The following is a 25,870-nucleotide window of genomic DNA, read 5'->3' on the forward strand; positions in this document are numbered from 1 at the left end:
ACCGAGTGGCTACCCCTCGTAGCCCGCGTACTCCATCAGTTCCGCGAAGATGTCCGAGTCCATTACCTCTTCGTAGACGATGCCACCGACCATCCCGCCGGGGTAGGTGTTGCCGTTCATCGCGTGACTGACCTTGTGGCAGTGCATGAGGTAGATGCCGGGATCGGCGTCGGCGTCGAACTCGATGGTCTTGCGCTCTGCGGGCGCGACGTTGACGATGTCCTGTTCGTACTGTGCCGCTTCGGGGACCTGTGAGCCGTCCTTCTCGACCACGCGGAAGCGGTGGTTGTGGGTGTGCATCGGGTGGCTCATGTACCCGTTGTTAGTGAGGTGGATACGGACCGTGTCACCCTTCGAGACGATGACCGGCGAGCCGTCTTCGGGATGGAGCGTGCGTGGGGCGCTCTTGCCGTTGATGGTGAACACGTCGGGGTCGCGGTCCCGTGGGCTGTAGCTGGCGTCCATGCCAGCCATCTGCTTGTTCAGGGTCGAGTCCCAGTCTTTCAGCGTCATGAACAGCTCCTGGTCGGCCTCCTCGTACCCCTTCGGATCGACCCGGAAGATACCGTACATCCCCATGTCGATGTGGCGCTGGGTCTGGTAGTGACAGTGATAGAGGTGCGTTCCGGGGACGTTCGCCGGAATCTCGTAGGTGTGTTTCTCGCCCGGCTTGACCGTGATGCCCGTCGTCGTCGGGACGCCGTCGTTCTCCCAGGTCTTCCTGACGCCGTGGAAGTGCAGCGTGTGGGGCATCTTCGCGTCGGTGTTGTCGAGGGTCACCTTCATGTCCTCGCCCTCGGTCGTCCGCAAGATCGGACCTGGGACGCTCGGCTCACCGTCGTCGGCCTGGAACGCCCACACCTTCGGTAACTCGACGGGACCACCCATCGTCTGCTCGGGGTGGACCATGTGTTTCGATGCGACAGTGGAGATGGTGACCTCGCCGCCCTGCTCGTCGACGTTGACGATCTCCGGGGGCGAAGTCGTCGGCAGCGACTCGGACTGGCTCGCCATCGACGTTTCCGTCGCCGCTTCGCCCGTCGTCGTCACCTTCGACGACGACGTGGGTGCCTGACAGCCAGCCAGCGCCAGCGATCCAGTCAGGCCCGTTGCCGCGACGAACTCTCGACGACTCATACTCGTTCCGGGGGCACCGATGCGGTCGGTCATGTACAGTTTGTCGTTGGAAGTCCCAGCTTATAGCCCGTCGAGGGGATTCCCAGCGGGTGAAAACGTACCCGAATACTGCGGGCCGGCGTTGATACCGGCGACACACCAGCGCGCATGGAAAGCGATTTAGCCGGCCGGGAGCGACGGGGAGGTAATGAGCCTGTCCGACGCTGACCACGACCTCGTGGTCGAGGAACTCGATCGAGAGCCGACCCAGGCGGAGTCGGCCCTCTTCGAGAACCTCTGGAGCGAGCACTGTGCGTATCGATCCTCGCGGCCGTTGCTCGGTGCCTTCGACTCCGAGAGCGAGAACGTCGTCATCGGCCCCGGCGACGACGCCGCAGTCGTCGCCCTCCCGGCCGGCGACGGCGAGACCTACATCACGATGGGGATCGAGAGTCACAACCACCCCTCCTACGTCGACCCGTTCGACGGCGCGGCGACGGGTGTCGGCGGCATCGTCCGGGACACCCTCTCGATGGGTGCGTACCCCATCGCACTCGCCGATTCGCTGTACTTCGGCGACTTCGATCGGGAGCACTCTCGCTACCTGCTGGAGGGCGTCGTCGAGGGGATCAGCCACTACGGGAACTGTATCGGCGTCCCCACGGTGACCGGCAGCGTCGCCTTCCACGAGGACTACGAGGGCAATCCGCTGGTCAACGTCTCCTGTATCGGACTGGTCGACGAAGAGCGGATGATCACCGCCGTCGCACAGGAACCGGGCAACAAGCTCGTCCTGGTCGGGAACACCACCGGCCGCGACGGTCTCGGTGGCGCCTCCTTCGCCAGCGAGGACCTGGACGAGGACGCCGAAACAGAGGACCGTCCAGCCGTACAGGTCGGTGACCCCTACACCGAGAAGCTCCTGATCGAGGCCAACGAGCAACTGATCGACGAGGGCCTGATCGAGTCGGCCCGTGACCTCGGCGCGGCGGGACTTGGCGGAGCGTCCTCCGAACTCGTCGCCAAGGGTGGGCTGGGTGCGGAGATCGAACTCACGAACGTCCACGAGCGCGAGCCGAACATGAACGCCATGGAGTACCTGCTCGCCGAGAGCCAGGAGCGCATGTGCTACGAGGTCGCGCCCGAGAACGTCGACCGCGTGAAAGAAATCGCCGACCGCTTCGATCTGGGAGCCTCCGTTATCGGCGAGGTCACCGACGGCAACTACGTCTGCACGTTCGACGGCGAGACGGTCGTCGACTGCGACGCCGAGTTCCTCGGGGAAGGCGCACCGATGAACGACCTGCCGGCCGAGGAGCCGACCCAGCCGGATCGTGACCTGCCCGACGGCATCGCCCTCGACGAAGCGTTCGAAGCCGTCGTTTCCAGTCCCAACACCGCCTCGAAGCGCTGGGTGTACCGACAGTACGACCACGAAGTGCAGGTCCGCACCGCGATGCGCCCCGGCGACGATTCGGCGCTGCTGGCGATTCGGGAGACAGAGACCGGGCTTGCGTTCTCCGCCGGAGCAGATCCCAACTGGACGGACACGGCCCCCTACGAGGGTGCACGCGCGGTCGCACTGGAGAACGCGACCAACCTCGCGGCCAAGGGAACGACACCGCTGGCCGCCGTCGACTGCCTCAACGGCGGCAACCCCGAGAAGCCCGACGTGTACGGCGGCTTCAAGGGCATCGTCGACGGTCTCGCGGACATGTGCTCGACGCTCGACATCCCCGTCGTCGGCGGGAACGTCTCGCTGTACAACGACTCCGTCTCCGGTCCGATTCCGCCGACGCCGACGCTGGCCGCAGTCGGGACGAAGCAGGGGTACGATGCACCACCGCTGTCGCTGTCGGGCGAGGGCGACCTCCTGCTCGTGGGCGCTCGCGCACTCGAAGGCGACGCCGAACCCCGACTCGGCGGCTCGGAGTACCTCGCCACCTTCGGCGGGGAGGATCGGTTCCCGACGCTGCTGGCGAATCCGGACGCCTTCGTCGAGACGCTCGCCGACGTGGCGAACGACGAGACGACGCTCGCGACCCACGACCTGAGCCACGGCGGTCTCGCCGTCGGACTGGCCGAGATGGTCACCGACGAGACCGGTGCCAGCGTCGACATCGACGCGCCGAGCAAGGGCACTCCTGCAGAACTCCTCTTTGGCGAACAGGCCGGTCGCGTCGTGATCGAGACGACCGACGCGAGTGCAGTACGTGAGGCCTTCGACGGCGTCGCTCCGGTCTACGACCTCGGAGCGGCAGACGACTCGGGGGCGCTTGACCTGACGGTCAACGGCGAATCGCTCGCGTACGACGCCGACGAGATCGCCGCGCTGCGCTCGACGATCACGAACGAACTGGAGTAAGAGGGCGTTTTTCGCGGTGCTTCGACGGTTTCATACGGAACGTTGTCGTTGCGTACCGGTGAGCATCGCCACGGGGGAGACGCTCACCGGAACATCGTTACAACCGTCCGTATCAGAACGGGACCAGCACCAGCGCCAGTCCGAAGGTCACCAGCAGGCCAACGGCAGCGACGAGTGCCCCCTGTCCGACCTGCCCCATGGTGAAGTCGCTCTGGGGTGCGGTCTCGCGAAGCGGCGGTTCGCGTTCGGGCAGTTCGACGCTGTGTGGATCGTAGTCGGGACGGTCCGAGTCGCCGTGACCGTGATCGTCGTGGTCGTCGCTCATAGCTGCGCGTTCTGTGCGATGGTACGTATCCCTGTCGGAATCGTCGCAGTCGGTCGGACGTTCAAAACGGCGTTTCACCGACCTGAAGACACTTTTCCGGGGCGATCGGAGCAAGTGGTATGGACAGACAGCTCTCGCGCCGCGATTGGCTCCGTGCGAGTGCGCTCACGCTGGGCGGACTGGCCGGGTGCACGAGCGACGATGGAGACTTGCCGACCGAGCAGGAACCGGTCGACTCGACCACGGCCGGACCCGCGACCGACACCCGGAGCGAGCGCCCGGCGACAGGACAGGAGCCGTCAGCGACCGACGATGGGACACGCACCGAGTTCGAACACGAACGGATTCAGTGGGCCACCACCGGCGACAGGGTCGCCGGTCTCGTCCTTCGCGATGGGCGTCTCTACACCGGCGGCTACTGGAACGTGCGCCGCCGGGCACCCGACGACGGCAGTGCCGACTGGACTCACACGCTGGCGGAACCCAGCGACGCGATCTGTCACGACGGTGGACTGGCCGTCGGGGGCGGACTCGTTTACGCTACCGGGTGTGACGGCGTGCAGGCACTCGCCGTCGAGAGTGGGGACGAGCAGTGGTCGACCAGCGCCGTCTCGACCATGAAGTCGCCGGCCGTCTCGGCGGAGCGACTCTACTGCAGTGCCTACGATGGCGTGACGGCACTCGCGACCAGCGACGGGAGCGAACAGTGGTCGGTCACCCTACCGAGCGAAGCGGAGCCGACGCGCCCGGCCGTTGCAGACGGGGTCGCGTACATCGGCTCGAACGGCGGCAGCGTCCGTGCCGTCGACGCCGGTGACGGCAGCGGGCGAGTCCGCTGGACACACGACACGGAATCAGACCGCGCACACGTCCCGACCGTGGTAGACGGGACGGTCTACGTCGGCACGAGCGATCCCGAGACCGACAGCGGTGCGCTACTGGCGCTCGACACCGACGGCACCAGAACGTGGCGCGTCGAGACCACACAGACCCTCGCCGAGTCGGCCCCAGTCGTCACCGAGGATTCGATCTATCTGGGTAGCGCTAGCGGGACGCTGGCCGCCCACGCCCGCAGCGACGGGACACGGCGCTGGGGCTTCGACGCCGAGGACTGGCTCGTCACCCAGCCCGCAGTCGACGCCGACGCCGAGACGTGCTACTCTGGTAGCAACGACGACCGACTCTACGCCGTCGACACGACCGACGGCAGCGTCCGCTGGTCGGTCCCGGTCGGCTACAGCAACACCGCCCCCGTCTTCGACGACCAGCGCGTCTACGCCCCGACGAGCCACGGTCTCTACGCGCTCGCTCGGAACTGATCAGTGACGAGCGGTCGACGAACCGGCGGTGGCGCGACACTCGCCGGAGTCGGATGCCTTTAGATAGTCCCGTACCCAAGCAGGAACTAGTAAATGACCCTCACGAAGCGGATCATCCCCTGTATCGACGTGGATCTGGACGAGGACGGCAACGCTGCAGTCTACACCGGCGTCAACTTCGAGGACCTGGCCTACACCGGCGACCCGGTCGAGATGGCGAAAAAGTACAACGAATCGGGCGCAGACGAGTTCGTCTTTCTCGACATCACCGCCAGCGCCGAGGGCCGCGAGACGATGCTCGACACCGTCTCCGCCGTGGCCGACGAAGTCTTCATTCCCCTCACGGTCGGCGGGGGGATCCGCACTCGCGAGGACATCAAAGAGACGCTGCGGGCGGGCGCAGACAAGGTATCGATCAACTCCGGGGCCATCGCCCGGCCGGAACTGATCGAGGAGGGTGCAGCGGCCTTTGGCAGTCAGTGTATCGTCATCTCCGTCGATGCGCGCCGCCGGTTCGACGAGCAGGGCGAGTACTACGCCGAGGTCGATGGCGAGTCCTGCTGGTTCGAGTGTACCGTCAAGGGCGGCCGCGAGGGGACCGACCTCGACGTGGTTGCATGGGCCAGAGAAGCCGAGGAGCGGGGTGCAGGCGAACTGTTCGTCAACTCCATCGACGCCGACGGTACCAAGGACGGCTACGACATCCCGCTGACGGCGGCGGTCTGTGACACCGTCTCGACGCCCGTCATCGCCTCCTCCGGGTGTGGGAGTCCCGAAGACATGGCCGAGGTGTTCGACGACGCCGGTGCCGACGCCGCGCTGGCGGCCTCGATCTTCCACTTCGACGAGTATTCCATCGCCGAGACCAAGGAACGACTCGACGAACTCGGCGTCCCGGTGCGGCTCTGAGAACGTTCGGAAGGCGCTGACCGCTACCCTTTTGCGGGCGACGCACTGAATTTCACGTAATGGAGTGGCGGTGTGCGTGGTGTGGCAAGCCCCACGAAGAGAACGATCCACCGTGTGACAACTGCGGCCACAGTACCTTCGAGCGGGCCGTCGAACAGATGGCTCCCGAGACGACCGACGGGCCGACCGAACCCGTCTGGGTCTGTCCGGAGTGTGGCCGCCAGCACACCAAGAACTCGCCGCCGTGCAAGCGCTGTGGCAACGTCCATCTGGAACAGCGCCAGCCCGACTGGGAGGAGTTCGAGGACATCGGCGGCACCACCTACCGAGACGTGCTCGAACCGCGCTACGTCGCCGGCTACCTGCTTGCGGCCGTCCTCGGACTCACCCTGATACTCGCCTACACCGGCGTCATTACGCTCCCGGGAACGGGGCGACCGCCGATTCCCGATGCACCGGGCGAGGCCGAACAGGTCGGCGACCTCTCGCTCGCGGAAGTCGAGTCGGCCTACATCGAGCAGTTGAACGACCAGCGCGACGAGGCTGGCGTCGCCCCGCTGGACAACGACACGGATCTGGCGTGGTACACCGCCTACGTCAACAAGCGCACCGCAGCGAACGTGACCGGCGACGGGGCCGCCCTCTCACGCGAGGAGTTCTCTCGGGTGACCGAGTACTGCCAGCGCCGGCCGACAGTGGCGCGCTACACCGTCTTCTCGACCGGTCCGGTCGAGGGGTTCGAAAACGAGACGGCGCTGGCGGCGACGCTGCTCGAAAGCTGGGACGGACGAGACGACGCCCTCGTACAAGCGCAGACGCAGGTCGGCGTCGACGTTCACATCGCGCCCAACGGCCGCATCTTCGTCACTGTCGCTGTCTGTTAGGAAAGCGACCGCAAAAACGCGTTTACGCGGCGGCGTCGAAGGCGGCTTCGAAGTCGTCGGCCTTCTCGATGACGCGCTCGGCACCGGCTTCCATGGCGTCGAGTGCGTCCACGTCGACCTCGGTCTTGATCGTCAACACCGGGTCGGTCTGGCCACCGGACTGTTCGGGGTTCACGTCGTAGGTCGCCGCCGTGACGCCGTCGGTTTCGAGCAGTGCCCCTTTCAGGACGTTCATGAACGTGTGGTCCTCGCCGGCAACCTCGATGGAGAGCATCGTATCCTCCTTCTCGATGACGCGCAGATCCATACACGCTCATATCGCACTGGCGCGCATGAAAGTGTCGCTTCTCGGCCCACACTCCGACGTGACGGTCCAGCCGGTACTGACAGACGCGTCCTCGAACCGATTTATCACTCCTGTCTGTCGGCGACGCCCGACGGAGATGTCACTAACTGGTCCGGCGTATCGACACCCGAAGAACCGGTCGACGACGGAGTGGTTCGCTGGAGTTCGACACGGAACGTACACCCATCGTCCCCGCTGTCGACCAGTTCGACCGTGCCACCGTACTGGGTCACCAGTTCGTCGACGAGAAACAGACCCAGACCGGGCTTGGCTTCGAACGAGTCCGGTCGTGTGAACGGGTCGGACCGAAGCCTGTCAGGCATCCCGTCACCGTTGTCACTGATCTCGACGACGACCGCGTCGTCGGTCACCGTCGTCGATATCTCGACTGTCGGTGCCGCACTGGGGTTGTGTTCGATCCCGTTCTGGAGCAAGTTTTCGAACACCTGACCGAGCATCGAATTCGCCATCACGTACGTCCGCTCGGGGAGATCAGCCACGATCTCCGCCTCGTCGTACCGCTGGTCGGCGTTCTCGATGTTGCTCGTGAGTACCGACGTGACATTCACTGCGTGGAGGGGAGGGTCCCTGCGAACCGCCCGTATCAACAGCGTGATCTCCTCGATCACAGCAGTTATCTCCTCGCTCCGGCGGTGGATCGTCTGGCTGTAGTCGTAGCGGTCGCTGTCGGGGTCCTGTTCGTCCATCAACAGGGCCGACTGACCGAAGATCACCTGGTTCGTGTTGAGGATCTTGTGGCGGAGGAACGCGTTGAGATAATTGAGGAGGTCGCGTTGCTCCGCCAGCGATGTCGCGCGGACCTTCGCTCGCTCCGCTTCGAGCGAGCGCTGGATAGCACGCGCCTCGGAGAGTCCGACAGCGAGACCCAGCCCGAGACCGACAGCGAGTGCCCAGCGGATCCAGCCGACGAAGAGACCGAGCGAGCCGACGCCGATCACGGCCATCAACACGAGATTAAACAGGATCGAAAGAACACCGGCCGAAAGAACCCACGCCAGTATCCGGGGATAGCGCTCCGGTTCGATCTCACTGTCCCGGAGCCAGTAGCTTGCGTATCCGAGACTGAGGGCGAACGGAACGGTGGTCACGATCCCGACCAGAAACTCACCCGGAAAGACCAGCGGAGCATGCACCCAGCCAGGGAAGTCGACGGCGTAGAGAGCGACTTCGAGAAGCATCACGGCCACGATCGCCACGCCAGTACCGAAGAAGTAACGCGGGACGCGTCGTTCAGCCACGGGCAGATCGAGACCCATTGACTACCTTAGGAGTATCGAGAGACAATAATTCTTGGTTCACACACCCCCAGCCGAGCAGTTCGCCCGCTGCTTCGATCAGTGGTCGGACCACGCAGGCACAGAGACCGGCCGCTGCAGTCTCCGTGGGAGTCGCCGGCCTGTTTCGACGAGGATCAGACGACGGCGTAGATCATCAACAGAACGAAGTACAGCACGACGAGCACAGCGAGTGACTTCAGCCGGAACAGCCGCAGGTCCGCGTCCTCGTCGGTGTAGGCCTCGCGGAACTGCTCGACTTGTTCGTCGTCGAGCAGACTGGCGTGTTCCAGTCCGCGATGCAGCGCACGCCACTCCTCGCGGGCGAACGGGCGCTCACAGTACTCACACTCGTACACCGACTCGGTCGGCGGAACGTGGTAGTCGTCTGTCTCGCTCATAGGTAGGGCAGGGCAACGTCTGGCTGGCTGATGACCCACAGGCTCGTCATGGTGTAGACGACCATGACGGCGATAAAGGGGTACTGCGACCGGATCGCCTGCAAGCGACCGGGAAACAGGTCGTAGGCCGCGGCGTGGGCGACCCAGATCGCCAGCAGGTGGCCGACGATGATACTCGCCATCGCGACCCCGCCGAACCATCCCGGAATGGGGAGCGTGAGGATCGTCTCACGCGTCGCGAGCGGCGCAGCGAGGGCCTGGGCCAGCGCCGGCGACAGGCCGAGGAAGTAGTCGAGGTAGTGCGCGAGGTGGTAGCCTGCGACGATGGCGAGCAGCGGCGGCGCGAAGCGTTCTGCGAGCGCGGCCGGCGTCAGGAACGTCTCGGCACTGCGACGGGCCAGTTCGGCCGCGAGGAAGTAGCTACTCGAAAAGAGCGCGAAGCCCACGAGTAGCCCCAGCATGTAGACGGCAAGCGGCGGGAGACCGGCCGCGACCAGTGGCCGTGCGATGGCACTCCACGCCGGCGTCGCCACGAAGCCGTCGAAGGTCGTGACCCATAGCAAGGCGACGACGAAGGCGACCTCGTCGCGCCCGTCGACGAGGCGACGCTCTGAGAGCGCCATCCCCGGCAGGCGCACCCGCAGGCCGTCCTCGTCGGCGGTGATCGGTGCGACCCGGCCGTAGTAGCGAAACACCCGTGCCGGCGGATCGACCTGCTCGAACCACGTCGCCGGTCCGAAGACGACCGCACCGGCGAGAGTTACGACGGAGTACGCGAGCACGGTCGTCACCAGCAGACTGGCGTTTTCGGCGAGCGGGCTGACGACTTCGAGGAAGACCAGCCCCAGCAGACCGAGGACACTCGGCCACGCACCGAGTCGGTCGGGGTAGGTCCGGTCGAGCGACGGCAACAGATCGGCGACCGTCCGCCACGGATTGAGGACGGCCCAGCTATTGCCAAGCAGATACGCGCTCATCGAGAGTCCGGCCCACCAGCCGACCCAGACCAGCAGGATGGCGGCGTTGGCGCGTGGCTCGTCGGGGCCGAAGTAGCCCGCGACGATCACCACCGCGAGACCGGCGACCCCGAGCGCGCGCACAACGGCGACGAGGACGCGACGGGCCGGCACCGGCGTCGACCGCCGCCAGTCGTGGATCGCGTCGATCAGCGACCGGTCGGTGACGAAACTCGCGAGCAAGAACGAGGCACCCACGGCCGCACCACCGGTCGAGAGGAACAGCCACGTCGGGATCGTTAGCGGTTCGCGGACGCCCTCGGCGAGACTGCCGCCGTGAGCCGACGCACGACCGGCGAGAAGGACGGCGAGCGCGACGACGGCGACCACACGACGACGAAGCATTGTCCGAGATTTCGGCTCGGGGACGGAGAAGGCATCGATTCGTCGCGCCAGAAGTTGGAAGCGCTTTTGACGGTCCACTCGCAAGGTGCGCGTATGACTGTCGCCGAAGATACGTCAGAGGAGCACGGGGACCACCATCTCCCCGCCGTCGAGGACTGGCCCCGCGGCTTTGGTGAAGCTAGCTGGTGGCCCTTCATCACCGCGATCGGTGGCGCTGGCATCTACGTCGCCGCCGCCCTGTTCGTCATGTCACAGGGAGAAAGCCCGCTCGTCTCAGAGCTTGTCGGTGCCGGCGCGGCCGTCGCCGCCGTCGGTATCTTTCTGACCGGCATCTACGGCTGGCTGTACCACGCCTTCGTCGTCAACTTCTGGGAACGGGGCACCGATCACCACTCGGGCAGCACGCTGAAGTTCGCGATGTTGCTGTTCCTTGGCAGCGAGGTCGCCACCTTCGGTGCCGGCTTCGTCTACTACTTCATCGTTCGGGGAGGCGAGGTCTGGTCTGCCGACCTGCTGCCCCACGGCGGCCACGTCTTCGGGAACCTCGTGATCGCGAACACGATCATTCTGGTCATCAGTTCGTTCACGCTCCACTACGCCCACGTCAAACTGCTGGACGACGACCGCCAGAGCTTCGTCCGCTGGCTCGCGATCACGCTCTTGCTCGGCGTGATCTTCATCGCCGGCCAGATCTACGAGTACTACGAGTTCATCGTCGGTGAGGGCTTTACCATCGCCGAAGGTGCCTACGCGTCGGCGTTCTACGGCCTGACAGGCCTGCACGGCCTGCACGTGTCGATGGGCGCAGTGTTGCTCGGCATCGTCTTCGTCCGCGGGATCTACGGTCAGTACTCCGCCGAACGCCACACCTCCGTCTCGACGGCCTCGATGTACTGGCACTTCGTCGACGTCGTCTGGATCTTCCTCGTCGTCGTGCTGTACGTCGGTGCGGAACTCAACATCTAGGCAGTAGTTTCAAGCCGGTTTCTCACCAGTCAGTCGTATGGAGCAGCTAGACGTCAGCGACGGGTTCGACGTCCACGACTACCGCCACGGCCTGAAGCTCCTCAAACAGGACCGCGAGACGATGGCTCTCGCCAACCGCGAGGGTTTCGCCTGTCCGGCCTGTGGCGAGCGCTTCGAGAAGCTGTTCGTCTCCGAGCGCCGCGAGAACACCTTTGGGAACCCCGACAGTCCGATCTGTCTCGTCCGCACCGACGAGCAGATACTGCTGGTGACCCACTGATCCGTCGGCCACGGGCCAGCGCGACGCTATCGACGCTCCAGTGGCACCTCGTCGGCACGTGCGTCGAGCAGTTGCTCGTAGTGGTAGCCCGCCGCACACGCCCGGCAGTACACCGTCGGTCCCTGCTTGTCACGGGCCAGCACCGGATCGGTTCGCCAGCCACGTGTCGTAGTCGGATTCGTTCAGTACGGCGACGGTGCCGTCCATCCGACTGTGGCCGGACCCGCACAGTTCCGCACAGTAGAGGCGATACTGGCCGGTCTCGGTCGCTCGGGTCCGCACCACCTGCTGTTTGCCGGGGAAGATGTCCTGTTTGATGCCCAGCGCGGGGACGTAGATCGAGTGAATCACGTCCCGCGTCCGAAGCGTCAGTCGAACATCGGTGTCTGCCGGGAGCACGAGGCGGTCCTCCAGCGTGACGTTCGCCTCGGGGTAGGTGACGACCCAGTTCCACTGGTAGGCCGTCACCTCGACGACGAGGTCTTCGCCCGCCTCGTCGGGGGACTCGGCCGCTGCTGTCGGCGTGAGATACGGATTGGTCATCACGAAAAAGGCCGAGACGCCGACGAACACGAGGATCACGCCCGTCGCGGCCGTCCAGGTGATCTCCAGTGACGGGTCGTCGACGGTCGGGCGGGGGTCGTCGTTGTCCCGAAAGCGGTAGATCGCGTAGACGAGCGTCACTTCGACGAAAAGCACCAGCGGGAGCGCGACGTACAGCAGTTGCGTGTTGAGTTCGTCGATCACCGCCCGGTTGACCGACTGGGCCGCCACCGGTGTCGCGACGAGGGCCACGAGGGCCACGAGGAGACCGAACTGGAGTGACAGCCAGCGGAGCCGCATTGTCATACAGTGACAGTTCCGCCCCCAAATAGTTTCGCCTGTCTAACAGGATTGGCGCGGTCCGACGGTCAGTGTGGAGACGATCGACTCGCCGCGTAGCTTTATGTAAATGGAACAACCAGTGTGGCACGATGACAGCCGTGGTAGCACGACACACGACAGCCCGAGCGTGGTCTCCCAAGGAACGATGAACCGGGCGCTCGTCGAAGGCGGGGCGCTCGCTCTCCTCGCCGTCTGCTCGCTGGTGCTGTGGCTTCGACTCCGAGACGAGACCATCGAGAGTGACGGGGGCTACACCACCCGTGAGGGCCTGTGGCTCGAACTGGGACGACTCCGGCGGACCCTGCTGCGATGGCTGACGACGACCGACCACCGCGAGATCGGGATCCTCTATATTCTCTTTGGCACCGCGGCGGGTCTGTGGGGCGGCGTCGACGCGATGATGCTGCGGACGGAGCTTCTGACGCCCCCAGCGGACATCTGGACGCCCGAGACGTACAACGCGCTCTTTACCACGCACGGGCTGACGATGCTGATCTTCTTCGTGGTGCCCGTGTTCTTCGGGATCGGGAACTACGTCGTGCCGCTGCTCGTCGGAGCCGACGACATGGCGTTTCCGCGGATCAACGCCATCGGCTTCTGGCTGTTACCCCCGGCACTCCTGCTGGCACGGATGGGGCTGTTCGTCCAGATCGGCGGGCAGGTGCTCGGAGCGGTGTTCCCACCCGAGACGATCCGCTTTTTCCTCACACTCCGGGAGGTCAGTGTCGGCTGGACGCTGTACGCCCCGCTGTCGGTCCAGCGTGCAAATCCCCAACTGGACCTGCTGTTGCTCGGACTTCACCTGAGTGGCATCGCGACGACGATCGGTGCGATCAACTTCATCGTCACCATCGCCTACGAGCGGGCCGAGGACGTGACGTGGGCGAACCTCGACATCTTCTCGTGGAACATGCTGACGACCAGCGGGCTGGTGTTGTTCGCCTTCCCACTCCTTGGCAGTGCGCTGGTGATGCTCCTGCTCGACCGTAATCTTGGGACGACCTTCTTCACGGTCGACGGTGGTGGGCCGATCCTCTGGCAACACCTGTTCTGGTTCTGGGGCCATCCCGAAGTGTACATCCTCTTCCTGCCGGCGACCGGTCTGCTGAGTACGATCCTCCCAAAGTTCGTCGGCCGGAAGCTCTTTGGCTATCGGTTCATCGTCTACTCGACGCTGGGACTGGGCGTGCTCTCCTTTGGCGTCTGGGCCCACCACATGTTCACGACGGGCATCGACCCACGGCTTCGCCTTTCGTTTATGGCCGTCTCGGTCGCCATCGCCGTCCCCAGCGCGATCAAGGTGTTCAACTGGATCACGACGATGTGGAACGGCGACATTCGGATGGCCGCACCCTTCATCCTCGCGGCCGGCAGCATCGGGACGTTCATCGTCGGCGGCGTCACGGGCGTCTTCCTCGCGGTCATCCCCGTCGACATCCTCTATCACGGCACCTACTACGTCGTGGGTCACTTCCACCTGATCGTCGTCGGCATCATCCCGTTTATGATGATGGCCGCGAGCTACTACTGGTATCCCCTGATCACGGAACGCTGGTACGACCGTCGACTCGCCCAGTTTCAGGCCGTTCTTGTCATCTTCGGCGGATCGGTGACGTTCCTCACACTGCTCGTCATCGGCGGACTCGGTCTCCCGCGCCGACAGGCGGTCTATCCGCCGGAGTACCAGCTCGCCCAGCAGATCGCGACCGTCGGTGCCTACGTCATCGGACTGAGTGCGCTGCTGTGGCTGTACAACATGCTGGCGTCCTACTGGCGTGGCGACCCCGTTCAGACGACCGACCCCTGGGACCTCAAGGCGACCGCACAGTTCACGAAAGAGTGGCAGTGGTTCGAGGACCGGATGGTCGAACGCTACGACCGAACGCCGGCCGAGCCTGCGTCTCGGCGACGATCCTACGCGCCCGAGGCCGAGCCGGCGGGACTCGCCGGCGGCGTCGGGACCGTCGCCCAGACCGTCTCTCGCAACGCCTCGATGGCGGCTGTCGGCGGACTGGTCGGAACGGTCCTCATGAGCGGCGGTCTCGGCACGGCCATCCTGATCGGCGTCCTCGATCCGGTCTCCTTCGGTGAAATCGCCGACCTCGTCGGTCTCGGCCCGTCACCGACTATCGGCGCGGTGCTGTTCCTGATCGGCGGGACCGTCACGTGGCCGCTGATCTTCCTCGCCTTTCAGGAGTATCTTCCCGGCCGCCTGCTGTTCGAGACCGGACTGGTGTTCGCCACGCTCATCTCGACGGGTTTTCTCGTCGCCTTCTACACCGGCCAGCAGGGGCTGGCGCTGGTGGGGTATCTCGGGTTCGTCGTCGTCGCCCACTGGGCCTACGGCATCGGACTGACCGTGACCTTTGACTACCTCCGGCAGCGCCAGCGAGCAGGGCGGGGGACGCAGTGATGGCCGACGATTCGGTCGTCTTCACGTACGGTGCTCCCTTCGTCGGTGTCCTGCTCGTCGCCGTCGGCATCGCTGCGGCGGTCCCCGGCGCGTACGGTCTCATCCAGACGGACATCGCCGACTGCAGCGATCCGTCGATCCTCGTCGAGACGCCCGAAGCGACAGAGCAGCGGTTTGGCGACGGGCAGCGGTCGACGATCACCCGCCTCGACGTGACCGAACTGTCACCAGCCGAGCGGACGGCGTTCCGCGACGCAATCGACGCCCCCCGTCGAGAGGCCCACGTTCGCGGGCCGTTCCCCCACTACGAGACGTTCCTGAACGGCACCATCGTTACCGACGACGGGCGATCCTACTACGTGACCGTGATCGCAGACCACCCCTGTTTCGAGACGGCCCCGTTGCAGTTCCCACTCGGCGTGTTCGCCATCGCACTCGGCATCGTGGGCATCCTCACGCCACCGGCGTACCGACGACTGGTCGCACTCGAAACCGGACGCCAGTGATCAGCCAAGGACGGCCCCGACGTACAGGACGACGACGAGGAAGATCCAGACGGCATCGACGAAGTGCCAGTACAGCGAGACCGTCCGAACTGCCGTGTCGCGCTCGGGCGTGTGCTGGCCCCGGAGTGCCCGCCCGAGCGTGATGGCGAGCAACAGTACACCCAGTGCGACGTGCAGGCCGTGGAGGCCAGTCAGGCCGTAGAACGCCGACCCGAACGCGCCACTCGCGAGGGTGAACGATTCCCCGACGACGAACTCGTAGTACTCGAACGCCTGCCCGCCGAGGAAGGCAACGCCGAAGAGTACTGTCATCGCCAGCAGTCCGAGAAATCGGCGACGATGCCCGCCTTCGAGTGCCTCGTGGCTGTAGTGTAGCGTGACGCTACTCGCGAGCAACAGGAGCGTGTTGGCGAGGACGAGCGACCCCAGCAGCGATGGCAGTTCCGACGGCGGCCACGTCCCAGCCCTGACGAAGGCGTAGTACGTGAACCCACCGAGAAAGGTCGCCACGTCCGACACCAGAAAGAGGACCATCCCGGCAACGTAGACTCGCGACCGGTCGGCGTCGTGGTTGCGCCAGTAATCGACGACGAACGCCTCGACGAGCCACCCCCCGATGCCGACGAGAAAGGCAACCGCGCCGCCGACACCGAGCACGAGTGCCAGCACTGCCGGCACCAGATCCAGACCGACGAACGCGAGTCCGACGCCAGCGTACAGACCCCCGGCCCCGAGTGCCGCTACCAGCGGCCAGCGACTCGTGTGTTCGTGTTCGTCGGCAGGCTGACCCGACGCGGCGTCGGTGGCTTGCATACCACCACCATCTGTCGGTAGGCCAATAAATCATCGCCCGGGCGGCGTGGTCGACCCTATCGGAGGTGTCGAAGGAGCGTGGGCACCTTCGTCAGGTCGCCGACCCGGAATGGGTACAGGTCCAAGAGATCGCCGAGCGTCAGGTCGTAGCGCTGGAGACGGTCGAGTTGCTCGACAGAGAGTCCCCCGCTGCGCTCGACGAACCCGTCCTGTTGACTCGCGCCGAAGTCGTAGAGTAGCTCGCCGACGATGCGTTGGGTCTTCCACTTGGGTCCTTTCTCGCGGTTCCACCGCCGTTCGTAGGCCGCCAGTCGTGCCCGCGAGGGGTCGCCAGCGTCGAGGGCATCGATGGCGACATCGGCAGCCATCTCCGCCGACTCCATCCCCGGCCGAATCCCCTCGCCGAACAGGGGATTGATACTGGAGACGCTGTCACCGACCGCGACGAGACCGTCGACGGCACGACAGTTGATCGAGTTGTCCGAGATGGCCTGCCCGGCGTGGACGGCCCTGATGTCGTCGACCGCCCAGCGCGGGTCACTCTCGGCCCACCGCTCGACGTAGTCGTCGATGGAACCGTCGTTGGGCCTGCTGTGGCGCTCGTAGAAGTCGTCGATCCAGCAGACTCCGACCTTGAACACGTCCTCGCCGGCGGGAAACACCCACGCGTACCCGCCCGGTGCAACGTCGTGGTCGAACTTGAACAGCATCGACGGCTCGTCGAAGGAGCCCGTCACCTCGTACTCCTTGCCGATCCCTCGCTGGGCGGCCGCTCGGTCCCACATCCCCAACTGCGTGGTCAAGGTTCCGGCCGGGCCGGTCGCGTCGACGACCAGGTCGGCGCTGTAGGTCACCGTCGAACCGCCACACGTACAGCGAACGCCAGCGACCGCGCCGTCCTCGATCACGGGTGCCTGCACGCGCGTGCCAGTGTGTATCTCGACCCCCCTTTCGGACGCATCCTCGCCCAGAAATTCGAGGAAGGCCGGAAAGTCGAGCACGTAGTTCGAGATCGCCAGCCGTGACTGTGCCCCTGGCCCCTCGAACAGCACGTCCGGGCACGCAGCCATCACCACCGATTCGGGGATGTCGTACCCCTCGATCACCTGCTCGAAGGTCCCACCGGTCGATTTGTCGTTGTCCGCCAGCGCGTCGTTGGCCTCCAGTACGGCGATGTCGTACTTCGTTCGATGCCCGACCTCCCGAGCGAACTGCAGGCCCGCCGGTCCACCACCTGCGACGACGATATCGTACTCCGGCATTCTCGGTTCACACTCAGGGATAAATCGGGTAGTCAGTTGCGGTCCGAAATCGACGTCCCCGGCTGGCGTCGCGTATCGAGAGAGTGGTCTGGCAGTCGTCTGTGCTGTTTTTGGACGATTTGCGTCCGTTTCTCAACCTCACGTGACAATATCTCTGAAGTCATACTAGTAATTCTAGTTCTTTCAATCTGTATGTCCATAATGGTTAAGCAGTGTCGTGCGGTAGCGTGGGACATCCATGATCGAACTCACTGTCGCCGCGGTCGACTGTGCCACCCCCGAGACGATCAGCCCGGACACGAGCGTGCGCGCTGCCGCCAGCACACTCCGTGAGCCAGCGACGCCTGCCCTCCCCGTTCTCGAAGACGGACGGGTCGTGGGCATCGTCACCGAGTCCGACATCGTCGCCCTCGTCGCCGAAACCGATACCCTCCCCTCGGTCCGAGCGATCATGTCGACGCCGGTCACGACGATTCCACCGTCTGCGACGCTCCCCGAGGCCGCCGAGCGGATGCGTGAGACCGGCGTCAAACACCTGCCGGTCGTCGACGACGACATCTATCTCGGCCTGCTGTCGGCCGAATCACTGGCGCCCTACCTCTCGCGCCGCAGTCTGGACATCGAATGGACCGACGATCCGGGAGACGTGGAGACGACCGGCACGGGTGGACTGACGATGAGCGATTGAAAACGTGGTAACTGTAACTTCTGTCTTGTGGTCGCGATCCACCTTCGTTCGAACAGAAAGAGCCGGTGGAGGGATTGTGAACCGGAGCAAGACGGTCGCCTCGCTTTGCTCGGTGCTGCGACTTGCAGGGTTCAAATCTTCAGGTGACGTATTTCCGGCTCACGGTGTTGTTCGCCGGAAAAGTAAGCCGGTGGAGGGATTGTGAACCACGCCGAGACTGCTCGCTTCGCTGCGCGTCTCGTCTGGTTCAAATCCCTCGTTTAGCTTTCGCTGCTCACGTTCGTTCGCAGCAGAAAGCCGGTGGAGGGATTTGAACCCTCGGCCTAATCCTTACGAAGGATTCGCTCTGCCAGTCTGAGCTACACCGGCGCGTGCATTCGGTAGGATGCCCAAGACGGTCATAAGGGTTCCGAAGTCTGGCGATTATGCCACCCCGAAACACACTACTTCGTCACCCGAACGTCGAGGACGACGTTGCATTCGTGAGGGGCATAGGAGCGGACGGTGTGGCGATTCTCGACGGTGACCTCGTATTCGGGTTCGAAGGCGTCGCGGATGGCGCGCTCTCCGGGACCGTAGGGGTCGTCCTCGTGCTGGATGTCGTAGTAGTGTAGGACACAGTCATCGCCAGCGAGGACCGCGGCGGTGTCGAGGAAGTCGTCGGCACTGTGGGGAAGGTTCAGCAAGAGACGGTCGGCCCAGCCCTCGTACTCGGAGGCGACCTCGCGCACGTCGCCCTCGATTGCGGTCACGCGGTCGACGACGCCGTTGCGTCGAGCGTTCTCCCGGAGGTACTCGATGGCGGGCGGATTTACGTCGACCCCGACGACCGTCGCGCCGCGTTTCGCTGCCGGGATCACGAACGGCCCGACGCCGGCGAACATGTCGAAGACGTGGTCCCCCTCGATGATCTGCTCTACGACCCGGTGGCGTTCGGTCGCCAGACGTGGCGAGAAATACACCGCAGCCAGATCCAGCAGGAACTCACAGCCGTACTCGCGATGAACGACTTCCGTCGGCTTTCGGTCTGGATCGTCGTCCACCTGTGCGAGCACGTCCCAGTCACGGACACGCGTCTGGCCCTTGATCTTCGAGGCACGATCGAGGACGGTCCTGACCGGGAGGTCAGAGGCGACGATGGCGTCGGCGATTTCGCGAGCACGGGCCGGATCGTCCTCGTCGAGGACGATGACCTCGCCGATCCGTTCGTAACTCGGTTCGAAGTCCAGTCGGTCGGCCGGCATCGTCTGTGATTCCCGAACCGGCGCATCGTAGTCGACGACTGCGAGGTCGTCCGGGACGGCCGTCGGATCGGTAACAGGGATGTAGATCGACGTATCGTCGACGACGATGTCGTGGCTGTCGGCGACGAGGTCCGCCTCGGCGAGGCGCTGCCGGGTCTCCTCGCCGGCCTCGCGCGCAACACGAACACAGGGGACGCCCATACCATCACTGACCACATCGCCAGCGGTAAGCCTGACGCTTCGCGCCCTTTATTGGCCGGCATCGTCGACAGAGTGTATGCTCACATTCGTCGGGCTTGGACTCTACGACGAACGGTCGATCACGGTCGAGGGACAGGAAGCCCTCCAGACTGCGACGGACGTGTTCGCGGAGTTCTACACGAGCAAACTGATCGGGACGACCACACAGAAGTTGGAGTACTACCACGATATCGACATCGAGGTGTTAGATCGCACGGGCGTCGAACAGGACCCAGACGTGATGCTGGACGCCGCCGAAGAGGGGGACGTAGCCTTCGTCACGGCCGGAGACACGATGGTCTCGACGACCCACGTCGACCTGCGACTGCGGGCCGAAGAACGCGGTATTCACACGCGCGTCATCCACGGTACGACGGCCCAGACCGCCGCCAGTTCGCTGACCGGTTTCCAGAACTACCGGTTCGGGAAGGCCACGACTCTCCCCTTCGAGGACGCCCACGGCGGCAACGGCGTCCCCCAGAGCGTCGTCGACACCATCGAGGACAATCAGGCACGGAATCTGCACACGCTGGTCTATCTCGACATCAAGGTCGACGACCCACACTGGGAGGGCGACCAGGAGTTCATGAGCGCCGATCACGCTGCAACGCTGCTGGCCGAGGAGTTCGACGACACGCTCGGCGTCGTCGTCGCCCGCGCTGGCAGTGCCAATCCCGTCGTCGAGGCCGATACTCTCGATACACTGGCGACCAGTGACTTCGGCCGCCCGCTCCACCTTCTCGTCGTTCCGGGCGAGTTGCACGACATGGAACGGGACGCACTGATTCGACTCGCTGGCGCACCAGCCGACGACTAATCCCCGCCGTCGGCCCGGACGCCCCCAGTATCCAGCGCAGCCTGCAAGTCGTACTCAGTCCCTGTCACCAGATACGCGACGTCCTCGATCAGCGAGAGAATCTCCGGAAGCTCCCGGACGATCAACCACGTGATCGCGACGAGTGCGATCACCGATCCGAACTGCGCGAGCAAGCGGTCGGCGATGTAGTACGACACCATCTGGGGATCCGACGTACCAAAGAGACCAGTGAACGTTCCGACGAACCACTGCATGTGTTGCTGGCCGAACATCGTCGCGATGAACACGTTCCGAACGAGATTCAGCACGTAGATCACTGGCACCGTCACCGCGAGTGCGCGCGCCTTCCGACGCATCGGTGCCTCGACGGCGAGGATCGCACCCGCGAGAATCGCGATCGATCCGATACCCGTACAGGCGACGATGATCGTGTACGTGATCGGGTTCGAATCACCCGGGAAGTAGAACGTGCTTTCGTACTGATAGTCTGATGATGGGTCGACGCCGTCGAGGACGCTCGTCCCGGTGACCAGTTGCGGGTCGACACCGATCAGCGACAACAGGAAGTCAGTCTGGGCTGCGACTGTCTCGATCAGCCACCCGCGAAGCGGGTTCGACGCGACCAGCGGCAGGTAGGCGAACGGTAAGTAGATCAGTCCCATGAATCCGACTGCTTTCGAGAGTGTCAGCAGCGACTCACGGCCGTTCCACAGGAGATAGCCCACGTACAGCGAGAGTGGGACGGCCGCGATGCTCCCGATCCCCTCGACGATGCTCTTCTGAACGAGTACGAAATGGGGCACGAGTACGAGCCAGAACAGCCCGAAAAGACCCCAGGCAACGGTACCGACGTACCGCGCCCGCTCGCGTGCGTCGCTTCGCGCCGACAGGAGAGCCGTCGCCAGAAAGAGTGTGACGATTACCCACGAGAGTGGGCGTGCAACGGCGAGTGGGTCGCCGACGAACGCGACAAGCGTGACTGCACCATCGACAACCATTCGTATCGATACATTACAGAATCCGCGCTATATGCTTTGTCGTTACGCGTGTCCAGCACGCACGACCGACTGTTGGCACTGGTACGTGAGATCCGAAGAAAAATCGCGAGTTCAGAGACCGGACGAAGTCCGGTTAGTTAGCGTCCTCAGTTGTTGCGCCGCGCAGCGAGCAGCGCAGCAGCGAGGAGGCCAACGAGCGAGAGGATGACGCCGAAGCCGGGACCGGAACCATCCGTGGTCTCGGTCTCGGTGTCAGTGCCAGGCTCCATCGTCTCGGTGTCCGTCTCGGTTGCCGTCTCGGTTGCCGTCTCGGTTGCCGTCTCGGTTGCCGTCTCGGTTGCCGTCTCGGTTGCCGTCTCGGTTGCCGTCTCGGTTGCCGTCTCGGTTGCCGTCTCGGTGGTGGTCGTGTCGGAGACCGTCACGACCGCGGAGGCCGTGACCGCACCATCGTCACCAGTGTACGGGGAGTCAGTGGAACCGCCACTGAAGTCGTACTCCTCGTTACCGTTGGTGTCCTGGTGGGGCATCGCAACGACCGTCGTGCCGTTGTCGATTTCCTGGTCGAGCGTGATCTCGACGGATTCCGTGGTGCCGGAGGTCTGGTAGTCGCTTGCACCGATGACCTGACCGCTGGCGTTGTTGAGGTGGATCGCAACGAAGCCACCGTCAGACATCGTGACGGAGTCGACCGTCACGGTGGTACCGTCGGATTCCTGGTCGCTGATCGAGACAGAGGCAGTCGGTGCGTCACCGACCTGACCATCGAAGGTTGCCTCGTCGTCGTCACCGACCTCGCTACCGTCGACACGAACTTCGAGCGAGAGGTTCGTGCCGGGTTCGACACTCGAGAAGTCCTCCGAGGTCGAGAAGGTACCGTTCGGCTGAACGGTCGCAGTCGGGTTCGCGAGGAACGGACTAGCCGTCCCCTTGGAGGTGATCTGCACCGTCACTTCCGTGCCGGGTGCGAGGTTCGTCTCGCCGGTGATCGTCTGGTCGGAAGCGGAGCTGACGTGGACCTTGTCGTCGCTGTCCGTGTCGAGCGAGGCTTCCGCATCGACGAGTCCGAACTCGTCGGAGACGCTCTCATCGTCACTGTCGCCAGTGAGGATGCCGTTGTTGTCCGTGCCGTTCACAGTGAACGTTGCGTTGTAGTCCTCGCCAGTCTCGACAATGTTCAGATTGTCGGTGTTGACGAAGAGGAAGTACGTGTTGTTTGCCGGATCAAGCATTGCGTCCGCGTTGGACGAGTTGACTTCGAAGGTCTTCGGATCGGCGTTCGCACCGACACTGTCGTCGGTCTCCTCGACCGTCAGGTTGATCTGACTCTCGTTGTTGAGTGCGTCGAAGAGGTCCGACGAGTTATCGACGTGACCCTCGATACCGGATGCAACGATCTGGTGGACTGCGTAGTCGCCGTCGACGACGTCGCTGGTCTGCGTGATCGAACTGCCGATGTCAGCGTAGATGTCAGCGACTTCGAGGTCGCCAACGTCGGTGCTTGCAGGAGCAGTCCAGATCTGGTGGCTCTCGGTGCTGCGCGGGCGCAGCGCCAGAGTACCACGGTCGTCTGCGTCAGTGGCAGTGAGCGCGTTACTGTCGTTGAGGTTCTCGCCGACAGTTGCGTTCATGTTGTAGTCGACTGCGCCGAGGAGCTTGTCTCCGGGGGCACCCGAGGGCTCGTAGAACTCGCCGCCCTCATGAGCCTGGAGGATGTCGTCGTCGCCGTCCTCGACAGTCGCTTTGTTTTCGCTGTCGGCGGAGATGTTACCTGCACCTGCAGTGAAGGTGTTCAGGTTGAGGGTAACCTCGCCGTCACCGCTGCCGTCTTCGACTTCAGCGATGTAGTAGTAGTTCTGGTCTTCGCTGCCGATGACGACCGTTGCCGTATCGGTGTTGGTCATCTCGACCGTAACGGAGGCGATGTCACCGCGCTCTTCCTGGAAGACCTTGTTGCCTGCGAAGGTAACGTCGGAGTCAGCGGCAGAGTCGACAACGATTGTGTCGGTCTCGGCCGTGACGCCACTTTCCGTAGCTGTCGCACGGACCGTGTAGTTACCAATGTCTTCGTCGAGTCCGGCCTCGCTGACGTTCTCGATGCTGTAATCGAAGTTACCTTCGCCGTCGAGCTGACCACTGTCAGTCGCACCATCGACGGCTTCACCGTCGGAGTTGATCAGTTCAACTTCGACTGGGATGTTGATATCCTCGGCAGAGACCGTGCCTTCGAAGTCATCCTCGTCCGTGATGGACGTGGAGTCGGCCTCGATTTCGAGACCCAGGTCTTCGACAGTGAAGCTGTGCGTATCGATCGCTCCGATGTCAGTACCGTTCGTGACGTTGTACTGACCGAGTTCGAAGTCGTCGGTGTTGACGACGTAGACATTGCTACCGTTCCCAGATCCGCGGGTCCGGTCAATTTCGCTGCTGCCGTCTGGGCCGACAATCTCGAACGTGCTCTTGTTGGTACCGTTATCGAGAGCAAGGTTGGTACCACGGTAGATATCGTTCGAGTCACCGTCACCGCTGGTGTCAAGCGACTCCGGAGCAATGGTGACATCGAAGTCGTTACCGTCATCGTCCATGGCCTCGCCACCAACGTCAGTGAAGCCAGAGATCGTGGCGTTGGTGACATCGGTGTTCACCGACGATCCAGTAACGATCGCAACCCGTGCGGGGTTGCCGTCTTCGCCGACCTCGAGGGCCGATTGAGCGGTGACGTTCGTCACGACACCGTCGTCACCGTTGATTGTAACATATTCGTCACCGCTAAGCTGTACGTCCTCGTCGAACGCGATCTCGAGGATAGCGTTCGATCCATTGTCGTAGTGGGTGACCTTTTCAACCGTAGGTCCACCGCTAGTATTGGCTGCAGCGGCTGCCCCACTGAGCGAGACGGTCATGGCGAATACAGACACGACCATCAGCGCAGCGAGGAAGAGGCTGCGAACCTTATCGTTAGTTCCTGTCATAGTTTGTTGTGTGCTTCTGTCGGCGACAGCAGCTTTCTCCCTGTCGGACGCGACCGTGTTGGTCGCGTACAGACCGAACCGGCATACTCGCTACTGACACCATAGGTAGGGGTACAGTCAAAGGGTTAGGCGGGTATTATAAATGCTTTGTGGTCACCTATGTGATGATGACACACAGACACACGGGCTGAAACGGCCGTTTTGGGCCGATGCGCTATATCGAGATTTGCCGAGACTGCGGCCCGAGTAGAAAGTGACAAACCGTGAAGGAAACGAGTGAGTCGCTGCCGAGAGTTCTACGGCGTGCCGATCTCGACTTCGTGGCCGTCCGCATCCTTGGTGAACGCGTAGTTGTAGTCACGCACCTTTTTCCCCGTCGGGTTTCCTCGTTCGTTCCACTCATACGGACGGTTGTAGTTGCGTACCGGTGGGCGTCGCAACGGGGTAGACGCTCACCGATACATCGCTACAACCGTCCGCATCCCTGCGGGAACCCTCGGCCAAAAATCTGCACCAAAAAGCGCTCGCTTCGCTCGCGTCCATCAGCTGGTGACAATCTCGACTTCGTGCCCGTCCGCGTCCTTGGTGAACGCGTAGTTGTACTCACGCACCTTTTTCGCCGTCGGGTTTCCTCGTTCGTTCCACTCACTGCGGGAACCCTCGGCCAAAAATCTGCACCAAAAAGCGCTCGCTTCGCTCGCGTCCGTCAGCTGGTGACAATCTCGACTTCGTGGCCGTCCGCGTCCTTGGTGAACGCGTAGTTGTAGTCACAGGACTCGGGGTCGCGGTAGTCCTCGGCCTCGCGTTCCAGCAGGGAGTCCCAGTCCGCTTCGAGGTCGTCGACGCGAGCGGCGAGGTGTCCCCACGCGTCGCCCATCTCGTACGTGCGCCCGTCGTAGTTGTAGGTGAGTTCTACGGTCATCGCTTCCTCGGCGGCGTCGGGGTCGGCCATGAAGTAGTTCGCGAACGTATCGGACTCCCAGCGGCCGGCCGGGACGTAGCCGAGTTTCCGGGCGTACCAGCCGATGGCTGCGTCGGCGTCTTCGACGCGGATCATCGTGTGATCGAGGCTGTACCGTGCGCCGTGGTCGCGCTCGACGATCTCGATCTCGTGGCCGTCGGGGTCTTTGACGAACGCGTAGCCGGGGTTTTCCTCCGGTGGTCGGTAGTCCGCGACGCCCTCGTCCATCAGTTCGTGGTACGCTTCGGTCACGTCCGCGACGCGGACGGCGATGTGGCCCCAGGCGTCGCCCATCGTGTACGACCGGCCGTCGTGGTTGTAGGTGAGTTCGAGGAGCGCGCCGTCCTCGTGGACATCTTCAGGACCGAGAAAGACGTTCGTGAAGGTGTCTGCCTCCCAGCGGCCCTTCTCTTCGTAGTCGAGGTGTGTCGTGTACCAGTCCAGCGATTCGTCGAGGTCTTCGACACGGATCATCGTGTGGTCGAGGGGCATTCCCATGTGCGAGCG

Annotated in this window: 23 protein-coding genes and 1 tRNA gene; 10 read left to right on the forward strand and 14 right to left on the reverse strand. The window is 63.8% G+C overall.

Annotated elements, in window-relative coordinates:
• Positions 1 to 9 precede the first annotated feature (9 nt).
• Positions 10 to 1,170 (reverse strand): multicopper oxidase domain-containing protein, encoded by a 1,161-nt coding sequence (locus tag AC5FRW_RS07775; RefSeq protein WP_493567871.1) that lies wholly within the window; start codon positions 1,168 to 1,170, stop codon positions 10 to 12.
• 154 nt (positions 1,171 to 1,324) lie between these two features.
• Between AC5FRW_RS07775 and purL the strand changes: the two genes are divergently transcribed.
• The gene (purL, locus tag AC5FRW_RS07780; protein ID WP_493567872.1) at positions 1,325 to 3,481 is read left to right on the forward strand and encodes a phosphoribosylformylglycinamidine synthase subunit PurL; all 2,157 of its coding nucleotides are present in this window, start codon (positions 1,325 to 1,327) and stop codon (positions 3,479 to 3,481) included.
• A gap of 112 nt (positions 3,482 to 3,593) precedes the next feature.
• Here the strand turns inward: purL and AC5FRW_RS07785 are convergent, their stop codons facing one another.
• On the reverse strand, positions 3,594 to 3,806 hold the full coding sequence (locus AC5FRW_RS07785) for a DUF7550 family protein (protein ID WP_493567873.1): 213 nt from the start codon (positions 3,804 to 3,806) through the stop codon (positions 3,594 to 3,596).
• Between the two features lie 119 nt (positions 3,807 to 3,925).
• Here AC5FRW_RS07785 and AC5FRW_RS07790 point away from each other — a divergent pair, with 119 nt between their 5' ends.
• From AC5FRW_RS07790 to AC5FRW_RS07800, 3 genes are all read left to right on the forward strand, one after another.
• On the forward strand, positions 3,926 to 5,125 hold the full coding sequence (locus AC5FRW_RS07790; protein ID WP_493567874.1) for an outer membrane protein assembly factor BamB family protein: 1,200 nt from the start codon (positions 3,926 to 3,928) through the stop codon (positions 5,123 to 5,125).
• 93 nt (positions 5,126 to 5,218) lie between these two features.
• On the forward strand, positions 5,219 to 6,034 hold the full coding sequence (hisF, locus tag AC5FRW_RS07795) for an imidazole glycerol phosphate synthase subunit HisF (RefSeq protein ID WP_493567875.1): 816 nt from the start codon (positions 5,219 to 5,221) through the stop codon (positions 6,032 to 6,034).
• Positions 6,035 to 6,093: 59 nt separating this feature from the next.
• Positions 6,094 to 6,918, forward strand: a complete 825-nt coding sequence (locus AC5FRW_RS07800; protein WP_493567876.1) for a hypothetical protein — start codon at positions 6,094 to 6,096, stop codon at positions 6,916 to 6,918.
• A 22-nt stretch (positions 6,919 to 6,940) separates the two neighbouring features.
• Here the strand turns inward: AC5FRW_RS07800 and AC5FRW_RS07805 are convergent, their stop codons facing one another.
• From AC5FRW_RS07805 to AC5FRW_RS07820, 4 genes are all read right to left on the reverse strand, one after another.
• Positions 6,941 to 7,225: a DNA-directed RNA polymerase subunit L gene (locus AC5FRW_RS07805; protein ID WP_493567877.1), complete on the reverse strand. Its 285-nt coding sequence runs from the start codon at positions 7,223 to 7,225 to the stop codon at positions 6,941 to 6,943.
• 104 nt (positions 7,226 to 7,329) lie between these two features.
• Complete coding sequence (locus AC5FRW_RS07810; protein WP_493567878.1) at positions 7,330 to 8,541, reverse strand: sensor histidine kinase; 1,212 nt, start codon at positions 8,539 to 8,541, stop codon at positions 7,330 to 7,332.
• A 155-nt stretch (positions 8,542 to 8,696) separates the two neighbouring features.
• Positions 8,697 to 8,960 (reverse strand): DUF7410 domain-containing protein, encoded by a 264-nt coding sequence (locus tag AC5FRW_RS07815; protein WP_493567879.1) that lies wholly within the window; start codon positions 8,958 to 8,960, stop codon positions 8,697 to 8,699.
• Complete coding sequence (locus tag AC5FRW_RS07820; RefSeq protein ID WP_493567880.1) at positions 8,957 to 10,321, reverse strand: hypothetical protein; 1,365 nt, start codon at positions 10,319 to 10,321, stop codon at positions 8,957 to 8,959. Before AC5FRW_RS07820 ends, AC5FRW_RS07815 begins: the two co-directional genes overlap by 4 nt.
• A gap of 93 nt (positions 10,322 to 10,414) precedes the next feature.
• On the opposite strand from AC5FRW_RS07820, the gene AC5FRW_RS07825 reads away from it, so the two are divergent.
• Both AC5FRW_RS07825 and AC5FRW_RS07830 read left to right on the forward strand, forming a co-directional pair.
• Positions 10,415 to 11,287 (forward strand): cytochrome c oxidase subunit 3, encoded by an 873-nt coding sequence (locus AC5FRW_RS07825; protein ID WP_493567881.1) that lies wholly within the window; start codon positions 10,415 to 10,417, stop codon positions 11,285 to 11,287.
• Positions 11,288 to 11,324: 37 nt separating this feature from the next.
• On the forward strand, positions 11,325 to 11,567 hold the full coding sequence (locus AC5FRW_RS07830) for a DUF7385 family protein (protein ID WP_493567882.1): 243 nt from the start codon (positions 11,325 to 11,327) through the stop codon (positions 11,565 to 11,567).
• 129 nt (positions 11,568 to 11,696) lie between these two features.
• Here the strand turns inward: AC5FRW_RS07830 and coxB are convergent, their stop codons facing one another.
• Positions 11,697 to 12,410 (reverse strand): cytochrome c oxidase subunit II, encoded by a 714-nt coding sequence (gene coxB, locus AC5FRW_RS07835; protein ID WP_493567883.1) that lies wholly within the window; start codon positions 12,408 to 12,410, stop codon positions 11,697 to 11,699.
• Positions 12,411 to 12,597: 187 nt separating this feature from the next.
• On the opposite strand from coxB, the gene AC5FRW_RS07840 reads away from it, so the two are divergent.
• Entirely contained in the window at positions 12,598 to 14,865 is a 2,268-nt protein-coding gene (locus AC5FRW_RS07840; protein ID WP_493568244.1) for a DUF6789 family protein, read from the forward strand.
• Positions 14,865 to 15,371: a DUF7979 domain-containing protein gene (locus tag AC5FRW_RS07845; protein ID WP_493567884.1), complete on the forward strand. Its 507-nt coding sequence runs from the start codon at positions 14,865 to 14,867 to the stop codon at positions 15,369 to 15,371. The genes AC5FRW_RS07840 and AC5FRW_RS07845 overlap by 1 nt, the downstream gene beginning before the upstream one ends.
• Here AC5FRW_RS07845 and AC5FRW_RS07850 read toward each other — a convergent pair whose 3' ends face one another.
• A complete protein-coding gene (locus AC5FRW_RS07850; RefSeq protein ID WP_493567885.1) occupies positions 15,372 to 16,184 on the reverse strand; it encodes a cytochrome c oxidase subunit 3 in 813 nt (270 codons plus the stop codon).
• A gap of 56 nt (positions 16,185 to 16,240) precedes the next feature.
• Entirely contained in the window at positions 16,241 to 17,446 is a 1,206-nt protein-coding gene (locus tag AC5FRW_RS07855; protein WP_493567886.1) for an NAD(P)/FAD-dependent oxidoreductase, read from the reverse strand.
• A 238-nt stretch (positions 17,447 to 17,684) separates the two neighbouring features.
• On the opposite strand from AC5FRW_RS07855, the gene AC5FRW_RS07860 reads away from it, so the two are divergent.
• Complete coding sequence (locus tag AC5FRW_RS07860) at positions 17,685 to 18,134, forward strand: CBS domain-containing protein (protein WP_493567887.1); 450 nt, start codon at positions 17,685 to 17,687, stop codon at positions 18,132 to 18,134.
• 295 nt (positions 18,135 to 18,429) lie between these two features.
• Here AC5FRW_RS07860 and AC5FRW_RS07865 read toward each other — a convergent pair.
• Both AC5FRW_RS07865 and AC5FRW_RS07870 read right to left on the reverse strand, forming a co-directional pair.
• A tRNA-Thr gene (locus AC5FRW_RS07865) sits at positions 18,430 to 18,503 on the reverse strand.
• A gap of 74 nt (positions 18,504 to 18,577) precedes the next feature.
• Positions 18,578 to 19,579 (reverse strand): class I SAM-dependent methyltransferase, encoded by a 1,002-nt coding sequence (locus AC5FRW_RS07870; protein WP_493567888.1) that lies wholly within the window; start codon positions 19,577 to 19,579, stop codon positions 18,578 to 18,580.
• Between the two features lie 76 nt (positions 19,580 to 19,655).
• On the opposite strand from AC5FRW_RS07870, the gene dph5 reads away from it, so the two are divergent.
• Entirely contained in the window at positions 19,656 to 20,435 is a 780-nt protein-coding gene (gene dph5 / locus AC5FRW_RS07875; RefSeq protein WP_493567889.1) for a diphthine synthase, read from the forward strand.
• Here dph5 and artA read toward each other — a convergent pair.
• The 3 genes from artA to AC5FRW_RS07890 form a co-directional block, all read right to left on the reverse strand.
• Positions 20,432 to 21,433 (reverse strand): archaeosortase A, encoded by a 1,002-nt coding sequence (gene artA / locus AC5FRW_RS07880; RefSeq protein WP_493567890.1) that lies wholly within the window; start codon positions 21,431 to 21,433, stop codon positions 20,432 to 20,434. The genes dph5 and artA overlap by 4 nt on opposite strands.
• 146 nt (positions 21,434 to 21,579) lie before the next feature.
• A complete protein-coding gene (locus tag AC5FRW_RS07885; RefSeq protein ID WP_493567891.1) occupies positions 21,580 to 24,402 on the reverse strand; it encodes a DUF7282 domain-containing protein in 2,823 nt (940 codons plus the stop codon).
• 706 nt (positions 24,403 to 25,108) lie between these two features.
• Positions 25,109 to 25,861: a VOC family protein gene (locus AC5FRW_RS07890; RefSeq protein WP_493567892.1), complete on the reverse strand. Its 753-nt coding sequence runs from the start codon at positions 25,859 to 25,861 to the stop codon at positions 25,109 to 25,111.
• Between the last annotated feature and the right edge of the window lie 9 nt (positions 25,862 to 25,870).

The sequence above is a fragment of the Halomicrobium sp. HArcht3-1 genome, from assembly GCF_058933345.1.

What these genes read in the sequence shown, in the direction of transcription:
- purL (WP_493567872.1), top strand. Translation starts at nt 1,325, where the DNA reads ATGAGCCTGTCCGACGCTGACCACGACCTCGTGGTCGAGGAACTCGAT.
- AC5FRW_RS07860 (WP_493567887.1), top strand. Translation starts at nt 17,685, where the DNA reads ATGATCGAACTCACTGTCGCCGCGGTCGACTGTGCCACCCCCGAGACG.
- AC5FRW_RS07775 (WP_493567871.1), bottom strand. Translation starts at nt 1,170, where the DNA reads ATGACCGACCGCATCGGTGCCCCCGGAACGAGTATGAGTCGTCGAGAG.
- AC5FRW_RS07825 (WP_493567881.1), top strand. Translation starts at nt 10,415, where the DNA reads ATGACTGTCGCCGAAGATACGTCAGAGGAGCACGGGGACCACCATCTC.
- AC5FRW_RS07850 (WP_493567885.1), bottom strand. Translation starts at nt 16,184, where the DNA reads ATGCAAGCCACCGACGCCGCGTCGGGTCAGCCTGCCGACGAACACGAA.
- AC5FRW_RS07790 (WP_493567874.1), top strand. Translation starts at nt 3,926, where the DNA reads ATGGACAGACAGCTCTCGCGCCGCGATTGGCTCCGTGCGAGTGCGCTC.
- AC5FRW_RS07855 (WP_493567886.1), bottom strand. Translation starts at nt 17,446, where the DNA reads ATGCCGGAGTACGATATCGTCGTCGCAGGTGGTGGACCGGCGGGCCTG.
- AC5FRW_RS07800 (WP_493567876.1), top strand. Translation starts at nt 6,094, where the DNA reads ATGGAGTGGCGGTGTGCGTGGTGTGGCAAGCCCCACGAAGAGAACGAT.
- dph5 (WP_493567889.1), top strand. Translation starts at nt 19,656, where the DNA reads ATGCTCACATTCGTCGGGCTTGGACTCTACGACGAACGGTCGATCACG.
- AC5FRW_RS07815 (WP_493567879.1), bottom strand. Translation starts at nt 8,960, where the DNA reads ATGAGCGAGACAGACGACTACCACGTTCCGCCGACCGAGTCGGTGTAC.
- AC5FRW_RS07890 (WP_493567892.1), bottom strand. Translation starts at nt 25,861, where the DNA reads ATGGGAATGCCCCTCGACCACACGATGATCCGTGTCGAAGACCTCGAC.
- AC5FRW_RS07830 (WP_493567882.1), top strand. Translation starts at nt 11,325, where the DNA reads ATGGAGCAGCTAGACGTCAGCGACGGGTTCGACGTCCACGACTACCGC.
- AC5FRW_RS07810 (WP_493567878.1), bottom strand. Translation starts at nt 8,541, where the DNA reads ATGGGTCTCGATCTGCCCGTGGCTGAACGACGCGTCCCGCGTTACTTC.
- AC5FRW_RS07845 (WP_493567884.1), top strand. Translation starts at nt 14,865, where the DNA reads ATGGCCGACGATTCGGTCGTCTTCACGTACGGTGCTCCCTTCGTCGGT.
- AC5FRW_RS07785 (WP_493567873.1), bottom strand. Translation starts at nt 3,806, where the DNA reads ATGAGCGACGACCACGACGATCACGGTCACGGCGACTCGGACCGTCCC.
- AC5FRW_RS07805 (WP_493567877.1), bottom strand. Translation starts at nt 7,225, where the DNA reads ATGGATCTGCGCGTCATCGAGAAGGAGGATACGATGCTCTCCATCGAG.
- AC5FRW_RS07870 (WP_493567888.1), bottom strand. Translation starts at nt 19,579, where the DNA reads ATGGGCGTCCCCTGTGTTCGTGTTGCGCGCGAGGCCGGCGAGGAGACC.
- AC5FRW_RS07840 (WP_493568244.1), top strand. Translation starts at nt 12,598, where the DNA reads ATGAACCGGGCGCTCGTCGAAGGCGGGGCGCTCGCTCTCCTCGCCGTC.
- artA (WP_493567890.1), bottom strand. Translation starts at nt 21,433, where the DNA reads ATGGTTGTCGATGGTGCAGTCACGCTTGTCGCGTTCGTCGGCGACCCA.
- hisF (WP_493567875.1), top strand. Translation starts at nt 5,219, where the DNA reads ATGACCCTCACGAAGCGGATCATCCCCTGTATCGACGTGGATCTGGAC.
- AC5FRW_RS07820 (WP_493567880.1), bottom strand. Translation starts at nt 10,321, where the DNA reads ATGCTTCGTCGTCGTGTGGTCGCCGTCGTCGCGCTCGCCGTCCTTCTC.
- coxB (WP_493567883.1), bottom strand. Translation starts at nt 12,410, where the DNA reads ATGCGGCTCCGCTGGCTGTCACTCCAGTTCGGTCTCCTCGTGGCCCTC.
- AC5FRW_RS07885 (WP_493567891.1), bottom strand. Translation starts at nt 24,402, where the DNA reads ATGACAGGAACTAACGATAAGGTTCGCAGCCTCTTCCTCGCTGCGCTG.